This is a genomic window from Lamprobacter sp. (assembly GCF_034860625.1).
GTDB lineage: Bacteria > Pseudomonadota > Gammaproteobacteria > Chromatiales > Chromatiaceae > Lamprobacter.
In genome coordinates this window covers 1-20,801 of record NZ_JAYESN010000077.1, presented here as the reverse complement: position 1 = coordinate 20,801, position 20,801 = coordinate 1, and the positions used below count along the sequence as shown (strand labels likewise).

General features: G+C 52.6%; 29 protein-coding genes and 3 pseudogenes. 29 read left to right on the top strand and 3 right to left on the bottom strand.

All coding sequences use genetic code 11. From position 1 onward, the window contains the following. Window positions 1-269 (bottom strand): annotated as a pseudogene (locus VBE63_RS17590) (tyrosine-type recombinase/integrase); the annotation flags it as partial. 410 nt (window positions 270-679) lie between these two features. Here VBE63_RS17590 and VBE63_RS17585 point away from each other — a divergent pair. The 12 genes and pseudogenes from VBE63_RS17585 to VBE63_RS17530 all read left to right on the top strand — a co-directional run bounded on the left by VBE63_RS17585 (window position 680) and on the right by VBE63_RS17530 (window position 10,300). Continuing rightward, window positions 680-1,033 (top strand): hypothetical protein, encoded by a 354-nt coding sequence (locus VBE63_RS17585; RefSeq protein ID WP_323684321.1) that lies wholly within the window; start codon window positions 680-682, stop codon window positions 1,031-1,033. Between the two features lie 22 nt (window positions 1,034-1,055). Beyond that, window positions 1,056-1,517: a hypothetical protein gene (locus tag VBE63_RS17580; RefSeq protein WP_323684320.1), complete on the top strand. Its 462-nt coding sequence runs from the start codon at window positions 1,056-1,058 to the stop codon at window positions 1,515-1,517. Window positions 1,518-1,553: 36 nt separating this feature from the next. Continuing rightward, complete coding sequence (locus VBE63_RS17575; RefSeq protein WP_323684319.1) at window positions 1,554-2,828, top strand: VWA domain-containing protein; 1,275 nt, start codon at window positions 1,554-1,556, stop codon at window positions 2,826-2,828. 85 nt (window positions 2,829-2,913) lie between these two features. After that, window positions 2,914-3,369 carry a hypothetical protein gene (locus VBE63_RS17570; protein WP_323684318.1) on the top strand — a complete coding sequence of 152 codons (456 nt, stop codon included), beginning with the start codon at window positions 2,914-2,916 and terminating at the stop codon, window positions 3,367-3,369. A 23-nt stretch (window positions 3,370-3,392) separates the two neighbouring features. Continuing rightward, complete coding sequence (locus tag VBE63_RS17565) at window positions 3,393-4,214, top strand: hypothetical protein (protein ID WP_323684317.1); 822 nt, start codon at window positions 3,393-3,395, stop codon at window positions 4,212-4,214. A 156-nt stretch (window positions 4,215-4,370) separates the two neighbouring features. Further along, a complete protein-coding gene (locus VBE63_RS17560; protein WP_323684316.1) occupies window positions 4,371-5,114 on the top strand; it encodes a hypothetical protein in 744 nt (247 codons plus the stop codon). 607 nt (window positions 5,115-5,721) lie between these two features. Then, window positions 5,722-5,973 carry a hypothetical protein gene (locus VBE63_RS17555; RefSeq protein WP_323684315.1) on the top strand — a complete coding sequence of 84 codons (252 nt, stop codon included), beginning with the start codon at window positions 5,722-5,724 and terminating at the stop codon, window positions 5,971-5,973. 2 nt (window positions 5,974-5,975) lie between these two features. Further along, window positions 5,976-6,446: a hypothetical protein gene (locus tag VBE63_RS17550; protein WP_323684314.1), complete on the top strand. Its 471-nt coding sequence runs from the start codon at window positions 5,976-5,978 to the stop codon at window positions 6,444-6,446. Window positions 6,447-7,336: 890 nt separating this feature from the next. After that, window positions 7,337-7,858 carry a hypothetical protein gene (locus VBE63_RS17545; RefSeq protein ID WP_323684313.1) on the top strand — a complete coding sequence of 174 codons (522 nt, stop codon included), beginning with the start codon at window positions 7,337-7,339 and terminating at the stop codon, window positions 7,856-7,858. 139 nt (window positions 7,859-7,997) lie between these two features. Further along, window positions 7,998-8,585 (top strand): annotated as a pseudogene (locus tag VBE63_RS17540) (helix-turn-helix domain-containing protein); the annotation flags it as partial. A 174-nt stretch (window positions 8,586-8,759) separates the two neighbouring features. Next, window positions 8,760-9,098 (top strand): hypothetical protein, encoded by a 339-nt coding sequence (locus VBE63_RS17535; RefSeq protein WP_323684311.1) that lies wholly within the window; start codon window positions 8,760-8,762, stop codon window positions 9,096-9,098. A 707-nt stretch (window positions 9,099-9,805) separates the two neighbouring features. Continuing rightward, window positions 9,806-10,300, top strand: coding sequence for a hypothetical protein (locus tag VBE63_RS17530; RefSeq protein WP_323684310.1), 495 nt, complete (start codon window positions 9,806-9,808; stop codon window positions 10,298-10,300). 378 nt (window positions 10,301-10,678) lie between these two features. Here the strand turns inward: VBE63_RS17530 and VBE63_RS17525 are convergent, their stop codons facing one another. Both VBE63_RS17525 and VBE63_RS31465 read right to left on the bottom strand, forming a co-directional pair. Then, window positions 10,679-11,788: an IS91 family transposase gene (locus VBE63_RS17525; protein ID WP_323684309.1), complete on the bottom strand. Its 1,110-nt coding sequence runs from the start codon at window positions 11,786-11,788 to the stop codon at window positions 10,679-10,681. Next, the gene (locus VBE63_RS31465) at window positions 11,785-11,916 is read right to left on the bottom strand and encodes a hypothetical protein (protein WP_416274578.1); all 132 of its coding nucleotides are present in this window, start codon (window positions 11,914-11,916) and stop codon (window positions 11,785-11,787) included. The genes VBE63_RS17525 and VBE63_RS31465 overlap by 4 nt, the downstream gene beginning before the upstream one ends. 41 nt (window positions 11,917-11,957) lie before the next feature. Between VBE63_RS31465 and VBE63_RS17520 the strand changes: the two genes are divergently transcribed. From VBE63_RS17520 to VBE63_RS17440, 17 genes and pseudogenes are all read left to right on the top strand, one after another. After that, window positions 11,958-12,680: a methyltransferase domain-containing protein gene (locus tag VBE63_RS17520; RefSeq protein WP_323684308.1), complete on the top strand. Its 723-nt coding sequence runs from the start codon at window positions 11,958-11,960 to the stop codon at window positions 12,678-12,680. Next, window positions 12,631-12,804, top strand: coding sequence for a hypothetical protein (locus VBE63_RS17515; protein ID WP_323684307.1), 174 nt, complete (start codon window positions 12,631-12,633; stop codon window positions 12,802-12,804). The genes VBE63_RS17520 and VBE63_RS17515 overlap by 50 nt, the downstream gene beginning before the upstream one ends. Next, window positions 12,765-13,022: a type II toxin-antitoxin system HicA family toxin gene (locus VBE63_RS17510; RefSeq protein ID WP_323684306.1), complete on the top strand. Its 258-nt coding sequence runs from the start codon at window positions 12,765-12,767 to the stop codon at window positions 13,020-13,022. Before VBE63_RS17515 ends, VBE63_RS17510 begins: the two co-directional genes overlap by 40 nt. 4 nt (window positions 13,023-13,026) lie before the next feature. Beyond that, a complete protein-coding gene (locus tag VBE63_RS17505; RefSeq protein ID WP_323684305.1) occupies window positions 13,027-13,452 on the top strand; it encodes a type II toxin-antitoxin system HicB family antitoxin in 426 nt (141 codons plus the stop codon). Continuing rightward, the gene (locus VBE63_RS17500) at window positions 13,421-14,113 is read left to right on the top strand and encodes an NAD(P)-dependent oxidoreductase (RefSeq protein ID WP_323684304.1); all 693 of its coding nucleotides are present in this window, start codon (window positions 13,421-13,423) and stop codon (window positions 14,111-14,113) included. The genes VBE63_RS17505 and VBE63_RS17500 overlap by 32 nt, the downstream gene beginning before the upstream one ends. Further along, a complete protein-coding gene (locus VBE63_RS17495) occupies window positions 14,100-14,252 on the top strand; it encodes a hypothetical protein (protein WP_323684303.1) in 153 nt (50 codons plus the stop codon). The genes VBE63_RS17500 and VBE63_RS17495 overlap by 14 nt, the downstream gene beginning before the upstream one ends. After that, window positions 14,218-15,002 (top strand): annotated as a pseudogene (locus tag VBE63_RS17490) (cephalosporin hydroxylase family protein). Before VBE63_RS17495 ends, VBE63_RS17490 begins: the two are co-directional and overlap by 35 nt. Next, window positions 14,999-15,241 (top strand): type II toxin-antitoxin system HicA family toxin, encoded by a 243-nt coding sequence (locus VBE63_RS17485; protein ID WP_323684302.1) that lies wholly within the window; start codon window positions 14,999-15,001, stop codon window positions 15,239-15,241. The pseudogene VBE63_RS17490 and the gene VBE63_RS17485 overlap by 4 nt, the downstream one beginning before the upstream one ends. After that, complete coding sequence (locus tag VBE63_RS17480) at window positions 15,225-15,449, top strand: type II toxin-antitoxin system HicB family antitoxin (protein ID WP_323684301.1); 225 nt, start codon at window positions 15,225-15,227, stop codon at window positions 15,447-15,449. The genes VBE63_RS17485 and VBE63_RS17480 overlap by 17 nt, the downstream gene beginning before the upstream one ends. A gap of 5 nt (window positions 15,450-15,454) precedes the next feature. Further along, window positions 15,455-15,691, top strand: a complete 237-nt coding sequence (locus tag VBE63_RS17475; RefSeq protein ID WP_323684300.1) for a DegT/DnrJ/EryC1/StrS family aminotransferase — start codon at window positions 15,455-15,457, stop codon at window positions 15,689-15,691. A gap of 152 nt (window positions 15,692-15,843) precedes the next feature. Next, entirely contained in the window at window positions 15,844-16,431 is a 588-nt protein-coding gene (locus VBE63_RS17470) for a Uma2 family endonuclease (RefSeq protein ID WP_323684299.1), read from the top strand. Then, window positions 16,373-17,038 (top strand): pseudaminic acid cytidylyltransferase, encoded by a 666-nt coding sequence (gene pseF, locus VBE63_RS17465; RefSeq protein WP_323684298.1) that lies wholly within the window; start codon window positions 16,373-16,375, stop codon window positions 17,036-17,038. Before VBE63_RS17470 ends, pseF begins: the two co-directional genes overlap by 59 nt. Then, window positions 17,035-17,529 carry a hypothetical protein gene (locus VBE63_RS17460; protein ID WP_323684297.1) on the top strand — a complete coding sequence of 165 codons (495 nt, stop codon included), beginning with the start codon at window positions 17,035-17,037 and terminating at the stop codon, window positions 17,527-17,529. Before pseF ends, VBE63_RS17460 begins: the two co-directional genes overlap by 4 nt. A gap of 10 nt (window positions 17,530-17,539) precedes the next feature. Further along, window positions 17,540-18,157 carry a UDP-4-amino-4,6-dideoxy-N-acetyl-beta-L-altrosamine N-acetyltransferase gene (pseH, locus tag VBE63_RS17455; protein WP_323684296.1) on the top strand — a complete coding sequence of 206 codons (618 nt, stop codon included), beginning with the start codon at window positions 17,540-17,542 and terminating at the stop codon, window positions 18,155-18,157. Between the two features lie 97 nt (window positions 18,158-18,254). Next, entirely contained in the window at window positions 18,255-18,473 is a 219-nt protein-coding gene (locus VBE63_RS17450; RefSeq protein ID WP_323684295.1) for a type II toxin-antitoxin system HicB family antitoxin, read from the top strand. Window positions 18,474-18,731: 258 nt separating this feature from the next. Next, window positions 18,732-19,796, top strand: a complete 1,065-nt coding sequence (locus VBE63_RS17445) for an AAA family ATPase (protein WP_323684294.1) — start codon at window positions 18,732-18,734, stop codon at window positions 19,794-19,796. A gap of 113 nt (window positions 19,797-19,909) precedes the next feature. Beyond that, window positions 19,910-20,350, top strand: coding sequence for a hypothetical protein (locus tag VBE63_RS17440; protein ID WP_323684293.1), 441 nt, complete (start codon window positions 19,910-19,912; stop codon window positions 20,348-20,350). Window positions 20,351-20,801 lie beyond the last annotated feature (451 nt).

Sequence of the window (20,801 nt, the reverse complement as noted above, 5' to 3'; positions counted from 1 at the left end):
TCCAACAGATGGGTTGCAAAGGAACGGCGCAAGCCGTGGCAGTTGACCTTCTTGTTGATCCCCGCGCGCTGGGCTGCCGCCTTGATCGCCTTCTGCAAGCCATTCTCATGAACATGATGCCGTCGCGTCTTGCCGCTACGTGGATCGACTGACAGCCGGCCACTGGGGAACAGATACTGCCAGATCCACTCTTTGGGCGCATTGGGCCACTTGCGTGCCAAGGCATCGGGCAGGAAGACCTCACCAAAGCCTTGGCTGAGATCCTGTTGTTAGGCGGAAAGAGATTTTGCGCTAGCAGAAAAAACCATTATCCGTTTATGCACTACTTCAATGGCGGTTTTCTTAGCGTCATCTAGTGATAGGCACCCATCGAGTGGCAAAGTGTCTATGCCGACCGCATAACAGTGCATGACCCACCCCGGAGCATAATCTCGATGGCCGCACGTCACTATTAATTTCAAAGGCGGTGAAGACGCGCACCATGTTGTAGGAGTGCGGTCTTCATCGGATTGTGAATATGAAGTAATGTCTTTCCACATATTTCGCTCCAGAAATTAGCCTAACAAGCTGCTTCAGCCGACCCCGCGCGTCGGCCTTGGTTGGTTTCCTTCAGCTCCGTGCCAGCGCGGGGCGGCTGAGCTTGGTCGTTAGGCAAGAATGCAGTACTCAAGTAATCGCGGTGCTCGCCGTCGGTTGGGCGTCAAGCCGTAGTAAAAACACAAAATACGGGGAAGAAAATACTATGTCGGTATCGTGGCAAACTGCAAAGAAAGGCATATCAGGTTTATGGTTTAAATTTGGTGTAGATAACCAAGGTCGTAAACATTTGCTAGTAAGCGAAAGCAAATCTGGAGTTGATAGCGGAAGTCATGATCATTATTGGGATAACGGTAACGGTACATACGGAGTTCAATTAAGAGATAAAAGCGGCACCGCTATCATAAATGATAAGAAAGGGCACATTTATCAAAAAAATACAACATTTTCAGTGTTGGCAAACGAGCATTTAGAGAAGTTATTTTCTCATTTTTAAACGAAAAATAATTGAGGTCAACATGTTTATAGACAGTTTAATGAAAAATTTATTGGCAGTAATTTTGTTATCTGTAATCAGCAACCCATCTTTTCCAAGAGATATATCTCATGAAACAAATGCGTTTGAATTGATATGCAGGGGCGGAATGATCGAAAGAAACCAAGATGAAATTTATTTGCTTCTCAAGAAAATACCAAATCTTAATAAACCATGTCAAAAATCTGATTTTCATTACAATGATGGAAAAACAATTTTAAATTTGGCAATTGACAAGCTTCAGCCAGATGTTGTTTTTTTGCTTTTAAAGAATGGCGCTAACCCAAAAACGAAAAATAAAAAAGACGGATTAGATGCAGAGGAAACTCTTTTAAAAAGAAAAAAGCATATTGAAAATTCTTATACTTCAATTGGAGTCGAAACTCTTAGAAGTGATTATATTGACAGGATAAAAAAAATAGAAAAGTTACTTAAAAGTTTTTAAGCGATTTATTGTCAAAAATTTATGTGAGAACTCGAGATGCAACTGAAGAAAGGACAACGGGTAGCACTTCCGGAATTAGTGTCATCGATGAAATTTGAAGTTGGCATTGATCTTCAAGGAATCGTTATCGATGTCTCATGCTTCGGTGTCGATGCTAGCGTTCGACTTTCTGATGAACGCTACATGACCTTCTTTAATCAACCACGAACACCTTGCGGTGGCGTGCAGCTTACAAGTCCAGCGAGCTTTGGGACAGGTTTCAAACTTGCGTTGGATCAGCTACCTCTAGCTATTGATCGATTGATCTTCGTAGCAGCTGTTGACGGAGCTGGAACCATGCGCCAACTAACCTCTGGGCGTCTATGTCTGATCGAACAAGGTCAGATCAAAGCCACCATCGCGCTACATAGCAGCGATTTTGCCGACGAGCGCGCACTGATGCTCGCTGAGGTCTACCGCAAGAGCGGAATTTGGCGACTGAGTGCAACGGGACAGGGGTTTAACGGGGGTTTAGACGCTTTAGTGCGTCACTTCGGCGGCGAGATTGCTGAAGATGAATGTTCTCAGCCACCGGTGATGCCTCCACCGAAACAAGAATCTGCGCATCTGTCTTTGGAGAAGCGGGTCGAAAAACAAGCACCACAACTGGTTAACTTGGTTAAAACAGCACGGCTGAGTTTGGAAAAGCAGGGTTTGCAGGGACTATGTGCGCGAGTTGGCCTGGTTTTGGATGTTAGCGGCTCGATGTACCATCAATATGATAACGGGCGCGTTCAAGAACTCCTTGATCGTGTGTTACCCCTAGCTCTGCATTTTGATGACGACGGCAGTCTCGATGTCTGGGCTTTTGCTGACAGATCACGGCGGCTCGATTGCGCGGTTCTTGGTAATATCCGCGCTTATATAAATACTATTCATGGTGGTTGGAGACAGTGGAATGTTGGCGGCGGGAACAACGAACCTTGTGTGATACAGGAAGTTATTAATGAGTACCGCCGTGATCCCCAAGCACCTCCTGCTTATGTGCTTTTCGTCAGTGATGGGGGCATCTATCAAAACCAAGAGATTACCCGCCTCATGCGTGAAGGTGCGCGATATCCGATTTTCTGGCAGTTCATGGGAATTGGAGGCCGAAATTACGGTGTTTTGGAGCAGCTTGATACCATGACTGGTCGAATTGTAGATAATTGCGGGTTTTTCGCTATCGACGACCTGCGCAATCTAACCGAAAGTCAACTTTATGATCGGTTGCTTCAAGAGTTTCCTGATTGGCTGCGTGCAGCGCAAAGCAAGGGGGTTATTCACCAATAAATAGTTCATAGCGAACCCAGTCGACACAGTAAATTTTTTTCGTATCAGCATTGAGTACTACTTGTAATCAGAGAAGAGAATTTAAATGAAAATACTAAAAATAGTTGTTATTAGTTTATTTTGCTTGCCAGCTCCCGCTGCAATTTCTTCTGAAGAAAATAATAATCTTAGAATTACGACAAATGAATACAGAGTTACAATAACTAATAAATATAGTGATGGAACTAGTGAAGCTATTGAAAAAACAAAGAAAGTTGGAAGAACAAACGCATTTTACATAAAAATTGGATCAGATAATTATAAAAAATTAGAAAGCTATACTTTAAATATAATTCAAAAAACACAATATGACAATTTAAAATGTATTATTTATCATTCGGAGTTTAAAAAACTTTTTATAAGGCTATCTGAAAAAGATGATTGTTCTCCCACTATGAATATAACACAGGAAAGAAAAGACAGTGACTTAATAAACAAGCATCTGCTTTCTTGGGCGAAAAATTCATTAATTGACGCACTGGACTTTTATCAAAAAAACTAGAAAGATTATAGCAAAATGACAACATGGTAAGCGTGATAACCTTTTTGATTTCTTTAGCTTCATCTGGGCTTCTGTTTAGAAGACAGTACCGATTAATTATTAGAAGACATAGAGTAAAAATAGGTGTTACTTTAGTTTTAATTTGGGCTTTAAGTCTTGTTTCTGATAAATTTTTTCTTTATAAAGACTTTGAAGATCTTTTTCAGATAAAAAACAGTACGGTTGAAGGTTTACATCCAAATATACAACAAACGGTAAAGCAAAATTTAGGATTTGACTCCGAGAGACTTGTAATTGCTGAAATAGAAAGAGCAGTTAATAGATCTTATAGTAATGGAACTAATAAAAATATTGAATTTTACGCAAAAAACATCGGAAGAACAGATTCTTTTTATAAAGAGATTGGCAGCGAAAATTACAAAAAATTAGAGGACTATGTCTTAGAGCAGACCAAAAACCATAATGCAATAAATTGCATATTATTTCATTTTGATTCTAATGCTCAGAAATTGTCTATACAATTATCTGAAAAAAACGACTGCTCTTCTGTGCGTGAATATGAATTTTTACTAAAAAATAGTGATTTAAAAAGCAACGAGCTGCTTTCTTGGTCAAAAGACTTGTTGCTTCATGTTTTAACTTTATCAAATCTATCAGATGAAAGTATAAACGTAAACTGGGATCACATTAGCAAACAAGCAAAAGAACTTCAAAAAATTCTTGAACGTTTTTATCTTGAATTGAATGCTTTATATAATGATAAAAAAGAAGCAATTAAAATTGAGGCAACTGGCTCAATAATCTTTATTCAAAATAAAGAAGAAAGTTTTGTTTACAGGAATTAAAGGGGCCAGGGAATTAAAGGGGCCAGGGTCGATTTAATTCTCAGGAATTGAATCAAACCCACGAAAGTGTCTAACGAGTTGCTCCAGCCGAAGCCGGTTTCGCTCTCGCTCAACCGGCTCGGCTGAGCTTGGCGTTAGAGTACGAGAGGAGTACACATGATTAACTCAAAAAACTATGTTGCCAATTGTGCAACAGGCACTGTTATTGATGTTAGGGGGTTCACCAGAACAAAAGTTACAACAACGTCTACCGGTGGAGGGCGCTATGACTATAGCGGGCCAAGAGTATCTACTAGCGTGGAACACACTGATTATGTGCGTTTTGTTTTGCGGCACGAAAAATCAGACGGCACTAACTATGACGAAACCTTTGTATTAGAAGATGGGGATTTAAACTTTGCCATGGGTGATGTTATTTCTCATGTAGATATTTCGCGGCCAAATGGCAAGAAACGATGGACTGTATTTTTCAAAAACAAAACTAATGGCTCATGGGTACGCATGACGGGAAGGATTAGCGCGATTGCAGGAAGCTATTACTTCTGGTGGATATTAGCATTTATATATTTGATAGGTTTTGTATTTGTAGAATTTGATTTAGATAACTTTTCCTCTAGTTTTTTATGGCCGTTGTTTGAAGCAGTTGTTTTGATATCTCCTCTACCTCACGATGAAGGATTGGGGTCGATTTTAAATCTGTTCGTTGTCATGCCTTTGGTCTGTATTTTACCATGGATTTTCTTTAGGTTTGTTCAAAGAAAGGGGAGAAAAAAGGAAATTAGATGGCTAATTACTGAAGCAGAATCTTTATGTAGCGAAGAATGTGACAACGAAGATTATAAAGAATCAATTGAAATAGAAGGCAATAGTGTTATTTTTGGTTATAAATCGGATGAGTAGATTAAACTTATGGGTTTGGGTGAGTTTAATTAGCAAGCTGCATCTAACTCTGAATCAATCGCCTAACGATCGCATACAGCGGAGCCAAATAGCGCCGCCTAGCTCGGGGGTTTGCTGGAAGTTCAGCCGGGCGCTTTTTTTTTGGCCGGCTGATGCTTTTTCGTTAGCTCACATATGGACTCGGAGACAAGAAATGAACGATGATGAAATTGCGGAATTGGAGCGCGTTGTCGCTTCGCAAGTTATGGAAGCAGCCCTTTTAAGGTGACGAAATTCACCTGACTGCAAGCCCCTGATTCTTCGTCAAGGTGCTTGCGACGGATCGCGTGGTTCGGTGACCGGCAGATTCACATGGAATCGTAAGTCGCTGATTTTAAATGTTGCTTTTATGCACCTTAAAAGGGCTGGTTATGGAAGTATTGGATAAGCGAATTGCGTAACGAGAGTAAGCGATTTAGAAATCTTTATATACTAATTGGCCTTGTGTCCTTTCTTGGGGATAGGCGTCATCACAATTAGTAGATTTTTACGCAACGAAGGCTATCGAGTCAAAGTTAAGTGGAGTTAGGCAAGGAATTAAAGGAACCTTGATGAATTTGATGCCAGGTTGTATGCCAACTCCTTATTGATCGTCGGACACGGTGTTTCAGTCGAAGCCGGTGTTACTTCCGGTCAAACGGTTGAGGTGATCATCGCGTTAGGTGATTTGTCCTGCCTTGGCGGATGCAGCAATCAGTTTTCAACTGGACGGCTGATCGAGCGAATGGCCACAAAGGGATGTGCTTCAGCTGCTCATCGTTGGGTATTCTGCGCTATTTGCGCCTCGCAAAATCCGTTAAAAAACTACGAAGAGGATTAAAAGTGAAAAAGCACAATCTTTGCCTGATTTTTTTGTTCGAAATTTTGGCGGCAGTACAGTTTTTGCCCCTTACAGCATTTGGTCATGAGACGCGTTCATTAACGCCAAGTGAACTGAAAGAGATTTATTCGGCAGCAGGGTTAACCGAGCGCAACGGGAAAATATTTGATGCATGTGATCGACCTACAAAACCGGAAATAGAGGTTAAGGATTTAAACACTGATGGAACGCCTGAGGTTTTCGTGCATGTACCTAGTCTTTGCTATGGACACTCCGGCAATCTTTCTCTGCTCATAAAGGATAAAAAAGGAAATTGGAAAGACAATTTTGGTTTTACCGGAGTCTACAGAATTTTAGATACTAAAAGCATGGGTTATCCCGATATCGAAATAGGTGGACCCGGTACTTGTTTTCCCGTTTGGCGCTGGAACGGCAAAGCTTATGCAATCCACAAACGTTGTGATCGTCGCTAATCCTCTCAAATTAAATATGACGGATGAAGTTAAATCCCTGAGCACATATGAAAGCAGGCATTGATCATCGCCTGGTCCAATACCTAGCCTAGCAGTCAACAATGGCCTCTTTAAGTCAGTAAAATCAGACTCTTGATCTGCTGCTCTTGGGCTAGCCGCAGCAGGTGGACCAAGGGATGATCAAGGCCTGAAAGCACACCAACATGAATTGTAGCGGAAAACTTTCGTGCATTTGAAATGTCAGGGTTTCAACTCACATAAACATTCGCGTCTCTATAAATATATATTAGGCGAGAAGATGAAAAACCTAAAGAGAAATCTAGGCAATGGGTATTTATTAAGTTCGTTATTTGTATTTGTATCGCTTGCGCATTCTGAAACGCTTGTGTTGTTGAATCCTAACTGGCAGCAAGTGCCCGGAACTGAATCGAATAACGATCAATATAACGCTGTTTATATTGATATGAATTCATTTCGCGTAACGAAAAAAAAGCGTGTATTTGACATGATAGATCCGAATACGTCTTATGCTAGAGTAGAAGTTGACTGCAATGCATCCCAGTATCGATTGCTGCGCGAGGGTTCCTTCGAGTCACAGACAGAGGTACGATACACAACTGTGGACGGAAGATGGCAAGACTACTCGAGCAACGTAATGCGATCCGTCTCTAATTTTATATGCCAACGATGAAATCTAAACGGGCGTGGTTAAATCTAATCTTTAAATTAAAGGGTAATCAAAGGAGCCAGGGTCGATTTAATTCTGAGGAATCGAATTGAACCAACGAAATCGCCTAACACGGTGCTCCAGCCGAAGCCGGTTTCGCTCTCGCTCAACCGGCTCGGCTGAGCATGGCGTTAGGCTGACAAAGATCGATAAGAAGTTTTATATGGCTCGAGAATACGGCGCCATTCATAGAGACCCCAGTACTGGTCGTCGAATGAGGTACTATCGAGATGGTAAGCACTCTCCTTGGAAATCTGAAGAAATAGAAGAGCCAGATGTACCTCTTCCTATTTCACTTTCTTTGATAATTTTTTGTGTTTCTTTTCTGGTAAATATGGATATTTTGGGTAGCTGGCTTGACTTAATGGTTCCGCGACTTAAAGTATATTATGAGCATTTAAATCATTTTACAGAATTAATACTTTACCCTGCGACGAGTTTGTATTGTTTTTTAAATATAAGTTTTGCAGCTATTTACTTTGCAGCAATATTGCTTATAGGATGTAGTTTTGCTATTAGCATGATATTACCATCTCGCATTAGAGAGTGGTTCGCTAACATCATTGTTTATTCTGCCGCTATCTGTTTTTATTATTTTATAATACTTTATTTATCTCCCCCTTTTTTATACATTGGTGCAGGTGTGTTTGTTGCAGCATTAGATCCTTTATTCTCTGTTTTTTGATAGCAGCGTAGGTTGGAATTATACTTCGTATAGCCACTTTTTGAGTTTTTTCTTCATATCAAGTCTTAGGGGTAGCGTCTAAGCTACCAGAATCGTTATAATGCTAGCACATTCCAGCATTTAATTCTGAGGTAGTCGAATGATTCACGTTCAAGTGTCCGCTGAAGATCGAGAAACAATAAAGGTTTTACGCCGAGAACACCCTAACCCTAGAGTCCGCAAACGCCTAGATGTTCTGTGGTTCAAATGCCAGAATCATCCACATTGGGAAATTTGCGAAACGGTAGGCATTTCGCAAGGGACCATGCGCAATTATTTTCGACTGTATCAGACCGGTGGATTAGAGAAGCTCCTAGAATTCAACTTCCACACTCCTGTCAGCGATTTAGAGCAGCATCGGGGGCTACTTGCAGCATATTTTCGTGAGCAGCCGCCAAGAACAATCAACGAGGCCATCTTCAAGATCGAGGAACTCACCGGACTGAAGCGCAGCCACGGTGTTGTGGGACCGTTCTTGCACTCACTGGGAATGGCCCCCCGTAAAGTTGGATCGATCCCATCAAAAGCCGATCCAGTAGAACAAGAAGAATTTAGAATCAACAAGTTAGAGCCACGTCTAGACGAGGCAAAACGGGGTGAGCGCGCTGTCTTTTTTGTAGATGCTGCTCATTTTGTTTTCGGCCCTTTTCTTGGTTTTCTTTGGTCATTCGAGCGATTATTCGTAAGAAAAACAGGGACGTACCACATTAATCGCCTAACCTTGTGCTCCAGCCGAAGCCGGTTTCGCTCTCGCTCAACCGGCCCGGCTGAGCATGGCGTTAGGCCGTGAGGCCTTGTAGCTCTCCGGAGGCATCTGATGCTAATGCTACGGAAAGACCAGCTGGCGGCTATGGAGCAGGGCATGCTCGAACGCTATGAGCACCGCCTGCTTACGCACGTTCGAGAGTTCTTTCCAAAGAACGTCGCCATGCTCGGTGATGACGGGGCACAAGCGGCAGTTCGGTACGCCATTGGGCGCGCACAGGCGTATGGCCTTGCCGCTGAGCAGGACATCGCCATATATGTTGACTTAGTGTTTGCTTTCGGGCGCGACTTCGACGGCCATTGTCCATGGGCGAGAGACATCCTCAATAGTCCGAGAATCCCAAACCCTCGGGCCAGAGCAGATGTCTTGTTTCATACGGCCATTCAACAGCCAGAGGAATCGGCGACGGGCATAGCCTGTCCCGAAAGCAGCTAGAGGCGCAAGCATGAGTTGGCTTGGCGATCTCCTTTCAAGGGACAAGAAGGCCATCGAATCGCGTTTCGGCACTTCGCCACCGAACTGCCAAGTCCAAGCATGTGCACCCTCGCATCCGCCACCCCGCAGGGGGCTGCGCGCCTTTAAGCTCGACCCCAACGGCGATCCCCTGGCGAGGAAGACGGCTGGACCTTTTGGCGTCCAACACGCTGGGGCGCCGGGTGATGTGTTTGTCGTGGACAAGTATGAACTTGAACTTCAAAATGGTTCGACCATCACAGCCTACAAGTCACATGGGCTCCGGGATCCGTCAACCGGCAGCATCGTTCCGGATAAGAGAATGGACACGGACTGTCACGGAGTAACGTTCACCGATGGGCAATACTGGATTGACAACGATCAAGTAGATCCGCTCCTCGCGGGGGGCGGATTCACGAAAACAAGTGCCCCACAGCCGGGCGACGTTCTTGTCTACCGTGACCAAAATGGCGAGGTCGTGCACAGTGTGACGGTATCTAAGGTGGATTCGACGGGTAAGGTAACTGAGGTAACCGGGCTGGGCGGACTCGAGACAAGCGAGCACTCAGACCCACCAAATCGAGCTTGGCATGATCCAAATGCAAGTCAAGAAGTCTGGACGAAGTAGGGGACTCTTGTCCGCCTGCGCTGTATCGCTGTTGGCGACAGCATGTGTTGGAGGCAATTCGATGAGTAACCTGACGGATGAAGAGGTGGTCCACCGACTCGGGAGTACCAGCCCAGAGACGGCAGATGCGGCGGCTAAGGAAGTTCTGAACCGAGGTGAGCGGCTCTTCGAGTTGCTCCTAAGACTGCGCGATAATCGTCGGCCTTTTGCCGGCAGAGCGCTTCTAAACCCTGACGCATCGATCCTAATGCCAACCCCGATAGAGGGTTTTCCGTTGCCGGATTCGGAGCAGGAGCGCCTAGTCACCGTGGAGGTCGCTGCTTTGTATCTGATCTCTGCGGCATTCTACCGCGACATCCACTTTGCACAGGCTCCCCTGCTGGTCGACTTGGAGGAACCCAGGGAGAAGCGTAGGGCGGCCAACACGGCTGAGAGGCTGGATCGCGCCCTTCGGACGACCGAGTTCTGGGTCACAGAATGCAGGCAGGTAGGAATCGATACCCTCCGATCAAAAGGGCGAGCGCCGCTCGATGACGGACATTTGAAGTGGTTCTGAGAGTAGGTTGCGTAACGACGCAAGCGTGTTTTGTCCGTTAGCTCAAGGCCCGAGCGACATTGCAACTGAGTAGCCGGCCTAACGAATAAGGTTAGATCGTCCGAGCGAAGCGAGCGACGATCTGAACCGTTTGTTGGACGAGCCCGGAATCGTGGAGGTGTGGAGGTGTGGAGGGGCCTAGAAAATAGCTTTTCGAGGCCGAGGGGCCGGGGAGCCCCGGAGGTCGACGTGGCAATGGCGTGCGGTGGCTGTCAAGCCGCCATGGCCGTCAAGCGGGTGCCCAACGGTGGCCAGAGAGGGCATTGTGCCTGAATGTCAGGCGAGCGCCACCCTCGACCGTTGGAAGCCGTAGCTCGGAAGTTGGTCTTTCGGGCGCGGTTACATGGCCACGGTCTCCGCCGTCTCGAGGGTTAGAGCCAGGGGAGGTTGGAGTGAGCGCGGTGGCAAGCCTGTTTGCACGACGAGCATGTCAGCCTCACAGCAGGGACACTTCAGCCGTGGCCGGGGTTTGAGCTGAGCGATGAAGCGCTTCGGATCGAGCCCGAAAAGCCACTGCAGCACCGCGATGAGGCGTTTGCTGTTGGGGTGGAGAAAGCCATCGTTGCGAGTGCGCCGGAAGCCCTTGGGCAGGACATGCTGGAGCACCAGAGCGAGGAAGCGCGCCCCCGGTAGGGTGCGGTACTGCAGACGCTCGCTCTTGGCATCGCGGTAGCGGAAGGTGACCTGGCCGTTCTCGCAGGCGACGATGTCTTTCTCCTGAATGACACCCCGATAGAGGTAACGCCCGAGATAGACCAGCGCCTTCTCGCCGCGACCGACGTTCTTGCAGTCGACAACCCAGGTACCCGGCAGGCCGCTCGGGAGGGTCAATCCCTCGGCGCTGATCGCCGCGAGCAGCTTGGCGCGGAAGACCTTCGCGAGCGCCTTATGATTGAACAGATAGCCGCGCTTGCCACGTTTGGTGCGCCACCGCTTTTTGTCCGGATCGATCGCCGCGGCCGGCATCACCAGATGGACATGGGGATGGAAGTCGAGGCGGCGCGAATGCGTATGGAGCACCGCAATCGCCCCGGCCTCGCCCTGGAGCTGTGAATCGTTGCGCGTGAAGGTGCGCACCGTCTCCCAGCTCGCACGGATGAGCTGATCATAGAGCGCCTTTTGGTTGGACCACACCAACGGGCGCAGCGCCTCGGGCACGGTGAAGGTCACGAGGAAATAGCTCCCCGGCACCTGCTTGGCGAGCTGACGCTCGATCCATTGCTGACTCTCATGGTGCTGACAGTGCGGACAGGCGCGATGGCCACAGGAATGCGGGATGAACTCGGTATGGCCGCAGTCCTCGCACTGCACGCGCATCCGGGGGCTGGCCGAGGTACGGCAGCACTTCATGGCCTCCAAGGCCCTGAGCTGGCTGGGTAGGCTCGTCGCGCCATACTGGGCGAGGTAGTCGGCCTCGAAGGTCGCGATGAGGGAGGAGAGCAGGATCATTTCACGCCCCTCCAGTCGATGGAGAAGCCGCCCATCAAGGCATTGATCGCCTGCTCGGCGTTGCCGTTGGCCTGTTCGGTGAGGTGGGTGTAGCGGGCGGTGGTGAGGATGGAGTGATGACCGAGGATCTTCTGGACCTCCAGTAGATCGACACCGGCCTCGATCAGGTGTGTGGCATAGCCTCAAGCGCCCCGAGATCAGCTACCCGCTCAAGCTCTTCGTCTGCGACCACTGCTGGCTGGTGCAAACCCAAGACTTCGTCGCCGCTGCCGCTGCCGCTGCCGCTGCCGCTGCCGCTGCCGCTGAAGCCCAAGGCATCCCGGTGCGACGCGAGTTCTTCGGCAGCGCCCTCGGCCAAGAACTCTCCGCACAAGGCCAGCAAGCCGACCTCATCATCGGCAACAACGTCTACGCCCATGTGCCCGACATCAACGACTTCACCGCCGGCCTCAAGGCGGCGCTCAAGCCTGGCGGTACCCTCACCCTTGAATTCCCGCACCTGCTGCAGCTGATCGCGTACAACCAGTTCGGCACCGTCTACCACGAGCACTTCTCCTACCTCTCGCTGCACGCCGTCCAGCGCATCCTGCAAGCCCAGGACCTGCGCCTCTGGGATGTCGAGCAACTGTCCACCCACGGCGGCAGCCTGCGCGTCTACGGCATCCACGCCGACGACCCGCGCCAGACCACCCCGGCAGTCGCCGACCTGCTCGCCACCGAACAGACCCAAGGCCTGCTGGACCTGGCCAGCTACCGGGCCTTCCAACCACGCGCCAACCGCGTCAAGAACGACCTGCTACCCTACGTCTGCGACGCCGCCCCGGTCAAACAGGGCAAGTACCTTGCCCGGCAGCCACATCCCCATCCGCCCGCCCACCGCCCTGCGCGATGACCCGCCGGATGAGGTGTTGATCCTGCCCTGGAATATCGCCGACGAGGTCAAGGCGCAACTTGCCGACCTCGCCGAGCGCGGTACATGCTTCGTCACGGCTGTCCCGAAATTGCAGCTTGCGTGACCATGACCGGAGCGGAATTCTTGAAACGCGTGCGCAAACTCGCCAAAGAACGCGATTTGAGCTACTCCTGGCATCCTGAGATGGGCAAAGGCTCCCACGGCGTCCTAAAATTGGCCGATCGGCGCACCGTTGTGCGCAATCTGAAAGATGAGCTTAAAACCGGCACGCTGCACGCGATGCTGAAACAGCTTGATCTCACCACCGCTGATCTCTCATAGCACGATGGACATCTTTTCTTACGCTGTTCAATTCACCGCCGATCCGGACGGTGGATTCGTCGTTACCAGTCGTGACCTGCCCGAGGTCGTGACGCAGGGCGATACACGAGCGCACGCCATTGCCGAAGCCGAGGGCGCACTCCAGGCCGCGATCGAGATGCGCATCCAGGATGGTCTGCCGATCCCGCCAGCGAGTGACCCAGAAGCCGGAGAAGCGTGGGTTGCCGTCCCGATTGCCACCGCGATGAAAGCCGCGCTCTATCTCACCATGCGCGAGCAGGGCATCAGCCGCACGGACCTCGCGCTGCGGCTGGGTGTGAATGACAACGAGGCTCAACGCATCCTGAGCGCCGCCGATCAAGGCCAAATCCCGGCCTTGGAAACCGTACTTCACAGCCTTGGCAAGCGCCCAGAACTGCGGGTCGCTTGAGCTTGGGAAAGGCCGCCATCGTGATGAACTCTCGCATTCTCTGCACGCCGAGCCCGGTCAATACCTGACCTCCGAACGCAATCTCGACTGCCTGAACGGCACGCTGCGCCTTGCGCAAGCCTTCCAATGCAACGGCGGACGGCGCTTTATCGGCATCGGCACCTGCTTTGAATATGATGTTCAAGCGCGCGTCCTCAGCACGGGGACGTCCTTGCGGCCTGGCACCCTCTATGCCGCCGCCAAGGCCTCGACCTTCCAGTTGCTGAGCCAACTGCTGCCAGCGGCGGGCATCGGGTTCGCCTGGTGCCGCTTGTTCTACCTCTACGGCGAAGGCGAGGACCCGCGCCGGCTGGTGCCTCATCTGCACGCGCGCCTGTCCGCTGGCGAGCCGGCCGAACTCACCAGCGGCCGGCAGATTCGTGACTTTCTTGATGTGCGCGAGGCGGGCGAGCGTATCGCCGCCGTCGCCCTCGGTGAGCGCCAAGGCGCCATCAACATCTGCTCCGGGGTGCCGATCACTGTTCGCCAACTGGCCGAGCAGATTGCCGATGAATACGGTCGCCGAGACCTCCTGCACTTTGGTGCGCGGCTGGACAACCGCTTCGATCCGCCCTGTGTGCTGGGCATCCCCGACCGAGACTTTCAACATGGCAGTGCCTGAAACCCTGCTCTATGAACAGCGCGACTTTCCGATCTTCCAAAACCGCAAGTCGATCATAAACTCCATCGACGCTGACGACAGTAAAGCGATGTCGGGTGGACACGATGACCCCATGGGAATCGAACATGACGGAATTTGAACAAGAAGTCCAAGAAAGACTACAGGCCGCTGAATACAATCAGAGCCTGATCGCCGCTGGCCAAGCCTTCATGCAGGTATCCACCTTGCCGAAGTATTCCTACAACTTCTTCTGGCAAGGCCGCCCGATCATCCAATACCCGCAAGACATCTTCGCGATGCAGGAACTGATCTGGCAGGCCAAGCCTGATCTGATCATCGAGTCCGGCATCGCCCACGGCGGCTCGCTGATCTTCAGCGCCTCCATGCTCGCGCTGCTGGACTACTGCGAAGCCGCGGAGCAGGGCGAAACGCTCGACCCAGCGCACCCCAAGCGCCAGGTCATCGGCATCGACATCCGCGCCCACAACCGCGAAGCCATCGAAGCCCACCCGATGGCCAACCGCATCCAAATGATCCAAGGCTCCTCCATCGCTCCCGAGATCATCGAGCAGGTGCAGACGGCGGCTCTGGGCTATGAGCGCATCCTGGTCTGCCTCGACTCCAACCACCAGCCCACGTCCTCGCCGAGCTTGAGGCCTACGCGCCGCTGGTCACCCCCGGCAGCTACTGCGTCGTCTTTGATACCATCATCGAAGACCTGCCCGAGGACCTGTTCCCCGACCGCCCCTGGGGTCCGGGGGACAACCCCAAGACCGCCGTCCATGCGTACCTCAAGACCCACCCGGAGTTCGAGATCGACAAGCAGATTGATCACAAGCTGCTGATCAGCGTGGCGCCGGATGGCTACCTGCGGCGAGGTCAGTTATGAAGCGGGACAAGCGCATTGCTGCGTTACGGGCCAACCCAAAGGCAGTCCGATTCGAGGATGCTTGCCGCATTGCCGAGGCGTTGGGATTTGAATGCCAGGGCGGGCAAGGCTCACATCAAACCTATGGCCGTGTTGGCGAGCCGGTCCTGCTGAATTTTCAGAACCGGGCGGGTTACATCAAGCCCTATCAAGCCAGGCAATTGATCGAAATGGTGGAAAAGTATGAATCCGGCCAATAGATACCTCGTGGAGATTTTCTGGAGCGATGAAGACGAGGGTTTCATTGCCATCGCCCCGGATTTGCCAGGCTGTTCCGCATTTGGCGACACCCAGCAAGAAGCCTTGCACGAAATGAACGCGGCCATGGCTTCTTGGCTAGAAGCTTGTGCAACGATGAATCGTCCCTATCCAGAACCCAAAGCTCAACCCCAGCGAATCGCTGCGTGATTTGAGTGTCAACCACACCGCTCTGTGCAAAGGTCGACATCGGCTTTCACGCCCTGGTCCGATCACTCCTAGCGACGCTGCAACCCGATGTGCCCGTGCGCAATTGTCCTGTCGCGGAAGCCTATTATGAGCGCGCCATCCGTCTGCCGCTGTTCCCAACCCTCAGCGAGTCGGAGCAAAATCAGGTTGTCGCCGTGCTCCACCAGCAACCGCCACGACGAGTCCCTGATCTGAGAGGCTGACTTCAAGCCCGATGGCTGATCCCTGATCCCGCAAACAGCGCCCTTCACCGACAACAGCAGAGCCGAACATGCCAGTCCACCACTCCCTGCACGCCCCCGCACCGCCGCGCTCGCAACGGTCACCGCCACCAGCGCTGGACGGGTTCACGCCAATGCCTGCCCGACTCGATCTGCGGCTACCGTCGGAGTCTCCGCGCGATGACGACTGGCTGTTTGCGCTCTGTCAGGCCAACCGTACGCTCCGCATTGAACGCTCGTCACAGGGAGACCTCGTCATCATGCCACCGACCGGCGCCGAGACGGGCGCGAGAAATGCGGAGCTGAACCGCCACTTCGGCAACTGGGCCGCCACCGACGGGCGCGGTCGCGTCTTCGACTCCTCCACCGGCTTTCTGCTGCCCAACGGCGCCATGCGCTCGCCGGATCTGGCCTGGGTGCTGCGCTCGCGACTCGCCGAGCTGAGCGCGCAGCAAAAGCGCCAGTTCCTGCCCCTGGCCCCGGATGTGATCATCGAACTGGCCTCACCCAGCGATACCGCCGACGCATTGCATGCCAAGCTGGGGGAATGGTGCGACAACGGGGTCCGGCTCGGCTGGCTGATCCTGCCCGAGGAGCGGCAGGTCTGGCGCTACGCGCCGCAGGCCGAGCCGATCTGCCTGCAAGCGCCATCAGAACTGCGCGATGCCGAGTTGTTACCGGGATTGGCGTTGCCGCTGGGCTCCATTTGGGAATCCTTATAGTGGAACCTTTCCCGATCCGCCAACGCGAACAACCACGAACCTCTGCATCATCCCCGCCCGCGGCGGCAGCAAACGCATCCCGCGCAAGAACATCCGCGACTTCTGCGGCAAGCCGATGATGGCTTGGTCGATTGCCGCGGCTCAAGCATCAGCGCTGTTCGAGCACATCATCGTCTCCACCGATGATGACGAGATCGCCGCCGTCGCTGAAGCCCAGGGCGCTGAAGTCCCCTTCCGACGACCGGCCGAGCTTGCCAACGACCATGCAGGCACCACCGAGGTCATCGCCCACGCCACTCAATGGGCCTTAGCCCAAGGTTGGTCGCTCGAAGCCGTCTGCTGTCTCTATGCCACCGCACCCTTTGTCCAGGCCACTGATCTGCAAGCCGGACTCCAACGCCTGCAACAGGGCGACTGGGCCTTCTGTTTCACCGTCACCGAGTTTGCATCGCCTATTTTTCGGGCCTTTGAGCAAACCAGCGGCGGCGGAATCCAAATGTTTTTCCCCGAGCAACGTCAGCACCTATCGCTGGCCAGCGTCCGACTGGTTGACGGACAAGGCACGCAGCGGATCGTGCAAACCATGCTAATGGAGCCTGGCCCATGATCAGCCGGCAGACACTGCGCACCATCGCCGTCGAAACACTGGCCGATGCCGAGGTGTTGCTTCGCCATCAGCGCTGGAAAATCGTTACTGGAGGCACTATGGACCAAGATACCTTAGCGCGTTTCCAACAACTGGAGGCGCAGCTTGCCAAGCAATACGGCGCTTTCAGGCTCTTTGGTCTTTTTCATTTCCCAGAGCGCGTCTGGAAATGGGATCTCTTGGTGTCAGCCCCCTGGTTGATGCAACGCTCTGAGCAAGCCTACGAAATCTTGGCCGATGCTCTAGCCAAGGGCGCAGGCGGGCAGCTGGCGAGCCTCATTGGCGGCCCTCGCGTGCTCGACGAGGGTGATCCCTTGCTCGCGCTCCTTCTCGACAGGCTCAGCCTGGAGCATGGACTGCAGGTAATGCGCGATATCGACCTGACTCAGTACGAGGCCGATCATGCGTTTGTGATCACTTGCCAGCGCTTGCAGGATAGAGCTGCAGCCTAAGCCGATCGTCATGACCCTGCACCCGCTCACCGAAGCCGACCTTGAGCTGATCCTACCCTGGCGCAACACCCCCGCCGTGCGCCGGGCCATGGTTAGCCAACATGAGATCAGCCTCGACGAGCACTGCACCTGGTTCCAGCGCCTGCGGCAAGACCCCAGCCGGCGCTGGTATCTGTACCAAGACGACAGCGGCACCGCCCAAGGCGTGGTCTACTTCACCGACCTCGACCCCGCCCAAGGCACCGCGTTCTGGGGCTTCTATGCGCGCCCCGAAGCGCCCGCTGGCACTGGGCTGCAGATCCTGTTCGCGGCACTCGACACCGCCTTCGGCGAGCTCGCGCTGCACAAGCTCAGCGGCGAGGTCTTGGCCCAGGCCGAGGCCACGCATGAACTCTGCCGCTGGTTCGTCGATACCTATCCAACCAGTGCCGAACAAGGCCAAGCGCAGGCGGGTGAAGAGACCTTCTACCCGCGCCGTCGGCTGCTGGATAGCCGGTTGGATGCCGAGTTGTCGCTTGCCGAGCAGTTCGATCTGCTGCGGGTGGTGGATAATGCGCGCTATCCGGCGTTTGTTGAGTGGCGCGAGCGGCGGTATGCTCTGGCGATCTCAGAAGCCGGAGCCAAATAGACATCAGTGGGAATCCGGAGACGGCATGATCAGACATCAGCGCGACGAGGCAACCGCTCCTGTGCGTTGCAGCCAAGCATAAGAGGGTTGATCAGTCATGAAAGGTGAAGTCACCGCGATCATCGAATCCGCGCCTGAAGGCGGCTATTGGGCGGTCTGTCCAGAGTTTCCCGGCGCGAACGGACAGGGAGAAACCATCGACGAGGCTCGGGAAAGTTTGCGTGCGGCGGTCAAGCTGCTGGTTGAAGATCGGCTTGAAGACTGTCTGCGAGGCTTGCCCGCCGAGGCGCTACGCCAGCCCTTGACCATTGCATGAAGCGACGGCTTTTGGAGAAGCGCTTACGCCAGGCCGGATGTTATCTCAAGCGCGAAGGCGCTGAGCACGCTCTCTGGATCAATCCAAGCACCGGCGCTATCGAAGCCGAAACACTTCGACAGCCTGCTTGGGCGGCGAGTGCATCAGGATTTAGCGATGGGTACGGCGATGCAATGGGCATTTCTTTGATCCACCTGCGATCAGGCGTTTGCAAGCCTGCAACGATCGCAAGCTCGGCTAGCCGCCCTGGAGCGACTGTTGATTAACAACCTGACGCTTGAAGGTTTTGCCATTTTCAAACAACCACTCGAGTGGCGCGATCATGGCAGGCTCAACCTGATTATCGGAGAAAACGACACCGGCAAGACGCATCTGCTCAAGCTCTTGTACGCCGTGTCTCGGTCGGCCGAGGAGTGTTGGAAAAAAGCGCAAGGCCCTGACCCGGTTGACCTGTCCGCCGTCCTTGCGACCAAGCTACGTTGGGTCTTTCTGCCGCAAAAGCTCGAGCTTGGTCGGTTGGTCAGCCGCGGTGGCAACTACCGACTTAACGTCCGGGTTGGCTGGCACGACAACGGCTCACTCCGCTTTGAGTTCGGTAAAGACACCACAAGCAAGATCCTGCAATTGCATAGCGATGGACTCTCAGCCCTCAAGGGAACGCGGGCGAACTATCTACCGCCGAAAGAGATCCTGTCGATCTTCGATGCCATCGTCGCCACCCGAGAGTCACAAGAAATCGCCGCCTTTGACGATACCTACTACGACCTCATGCAAGACTTCCGCCAGCCAACCACGGCCGGGCGATGGCAGCGCAATGTCGAAAAGGCTGTCAAGCAGCTTGACGGCGTCACCTGTGGCGGAGAGGTTGAGATGGACGCCAACGGGATCTGGTTTAAGCGGGGCAATGAGCGTTACAACATGCACCAAACCGCAGAGGGCATCAAAAAGATCGGCATCCTGCACCGACTCATGCGTAATCGTCGCCTAACGCCAACAGGCGGCTGTCTGCTCTTCGTCGATGAGCCCGAAACCAACCTCCATCCAAAGGCCGTCGTGCGCTTCGCGGAAATGCTGTTCGAATATGCCCGCGCGGGCATCCAGGTCTATGCCACCACCCACAGCTACTTTCTGATGAAACGCCTCGAACAGCTTGCGCGCGACGCCAAGCAAAGCGACGACACCCTGCTCGACTTGAGGCGTGATTCACAGGGCGAGGTCATTGGGCAGAGCACCCGACTCGCTGACGGACTCCCTGACAACCCCATCATCGAACAATCCATGCAGCTATTCGACGAAGACGTACGGATCGACCTCGGACTGTGACGGCGCACGCTCAGCAAGAGTCAGGCCTCAGGCTTGGTTTTCCGCCAGGCCAGCATTTTCGTTTCCAAGACCTGGACGCCTATCGCGCTTTGTGCGGGCAGGCGCTCAAAGAGATGGATTTCGCCTGGTACCACGACTCCAGGCTCTGCCTGTTGGAAATACGCGACTACCGCAACCTACGCTCAGCGCTTGCGGCGACTGACTTGGTGCCGCGCAGCAAGGAGGCCGCGCCCCATCGCTTTACGACGCTCGTCGACAAGGTCACGGACAGCCTGCTGATGCTACTGGCGATGCAGGCTAACACCCTAAAAGGCAAGCAGCTAGCCGCCGACCTGCCCACATTCGCGAAGACGCGAAAATCGCTGACCCTAATCATTGCGCTTGGGCTGCCGGATAACCTTCGCGTTCACATAAGCAGCATCCGCACCAGCCTCAATGCGAAAATCAAGGGACGCATTGCCTTGGCAGACATAGACTCTGTAGCAGTGCTTGATTACCAAAGTTTTACTAAGTGGGCTCCGCGGCTAGGCTTAGAGTGCGAGTTGCTGTCTTAGCTGGCGTTGGCCTGCACTAACCTCCAAAAAATGGTAGTGCTCCAAATCTGTTGGGTTAGCCAGCAAGTTGCTGATTTATAATCATTGAATATCATTTAATAACAGATCTGGAGCACGACCGATCGGCCATGGTTGCTTGGCTGAATGCCAGTGCGTTAACCGCGAATGATCTTGATGACACGCTCCATCGCTTGCTCCGTTAGCGAGTGATAGAGCGGTAAACAGAGGATGCGCCGAGCAATCTCCTCTGAGATCGGCGCTTCTTGATAAGGCAAAATCGTGGTGCATGGTTCGATGCGATTCGACCGTCAGCGGTGACGGCCAGGCGGTCGATCAGTGCAGATATCCGAGCTGATATCCATGCTGATTCTAGTGGAAGGCCTCTGATTCGCCCTCGGCTGTGTGCTGCTAGTCTGCCTGTCTAGGCCTGGGGTTGAGTTGAGAGGGCTGT

Coding starts and splice junctions, on each gene's coding strand:
- VBE63_RS17580 (WP_323684320.1), top strand. CDS start 1,056: ATGTTTATAGACAGTTTAATGAAAAATTTATTGGCAGTAATTTTGTTA.
- VBE63_RS17575 (WP_323684319.1), top strand. CDS start 1,554: ATGCAACTGAAGAAAGGACAACGGGTAGCACTTCCGGAATTAGTGTCA.
- VBE63_RS17570 (WP_323684318.1), top strand. CDS start 2,914: ATGAAAATACTAAAAATAGTTGTTATTAGTTTATTTTGCTTGCCAGCT.
- VBE63_RS17565 (WP_323684317.1), top strand. CDS start 3,393: ATGGTAAGCGTGATAACCTTTTTGATTTCTTTAGCTTCATCTGGGCTT.
- VBE63_RS17560 (WP_323684316.1), top strand. CDS start 4,371: ATGATTAACTCAAAAAACTATGTTGCCAATTGTGCAACAGGCACTGTT.
- VBE63_RS17545 (WP_323684313.1), top strand. CDS start 7,337: ATGGCTCGAGAATACGGCGCCATTCATAGAGACCCCAGTACTGGTCGT.
- VBE63_RS17535 (WP_323684311.1), top strand. CDS start 8,760: ATGCTCGAACGCTATGAGCACCGCCTGCTTACGCACGTTCGAGAGTTC.
- VBE63_RS17530 (WP_323684310.1), top strand. CDS start 9,806: ATGAGTAACCTGACGGATGAAGAGGTGGTCCACCGACTCGGGAGTACC.
- VBE63_RS17525 (WP_323684309.1), bottom strand. CDS start 11,788: ATGATCCTGCTCTCCTCCCTCATCGCGACCTTCGAGGCCGACTACCTC.
- VBE63_RS17510 (WP_323684306.1), top strand. CDS start 12,765: ATGCTTCGTCACGGCTGTCCCGAAATTGCAGCTTGCGTGACCATGACC.
- VBE63_RS17505 (WP_323684305.1), top strand. CDS start 13,027: ATGGACATCTTTTCTTACGCTGTTCAATTCACCGCCGATCCGGACGGT.
- VBE63_RS17495 (WP_323684303.1), top strand. CDS start 14,100: ATGGCAGTGCCTGAAACCCTGCTCTATGAACAGCGCGACTTTCCGATC.
- VBE63_RS17485 (WP_323684302.1), top strand. CDS start 14,999: ATGAAGCGGGACAAGCGCATTGCTGCGTTACGGGCCAACCCAAAGGCA.
- VBE63_RS17480 (WP_323684301.1), top strand. CDS start 15,225: ATGAATCCGGCCAATAGATACCTCGTGGAGATTTTCTGGAGCGATGAA.
- VBE63_RS17470 (WP_323684299.1), top strand. CDS start 15,844: ATGCCTGCCCGACTCGATCTGCGGCTACCGTCGGAGTCTCCGCGCGAT.
- pseF (WP_323684298.1), top strand. CDS start 16,373: ATGCCGAGTTGTTACCGGGATTGGCGTTGCCGCTGGGCTCCATTTGGG.
- VBE63_RS17460 (WP_323684297.1), top strand. CDS start 17,035: ATGATCAGCCGGCAGACACTGCGCACCATCGCCGTCGAAACACTGGCC.
- pseH (WP_323684296.1), top strand. CDS start 17,540: ATGACCCTGCACCCGCTCACCGAAGCCGACCTTGAGCTGATCCTACCC.
- VBE63_RS17450 (WP_323684295.1), top strand. CDS start 18,255: ATGAAAGGTGAAGTCACCGCGATCATCGAATCCGCGCCTGAAGGCGGC.
- VBE63_RS17440 (WP_323684293.1), top strand. CDS start 19,910: ATGGATTTCGCCTGGTACCACGACTCCAGGCTCTGCCTGTTGGAAATA.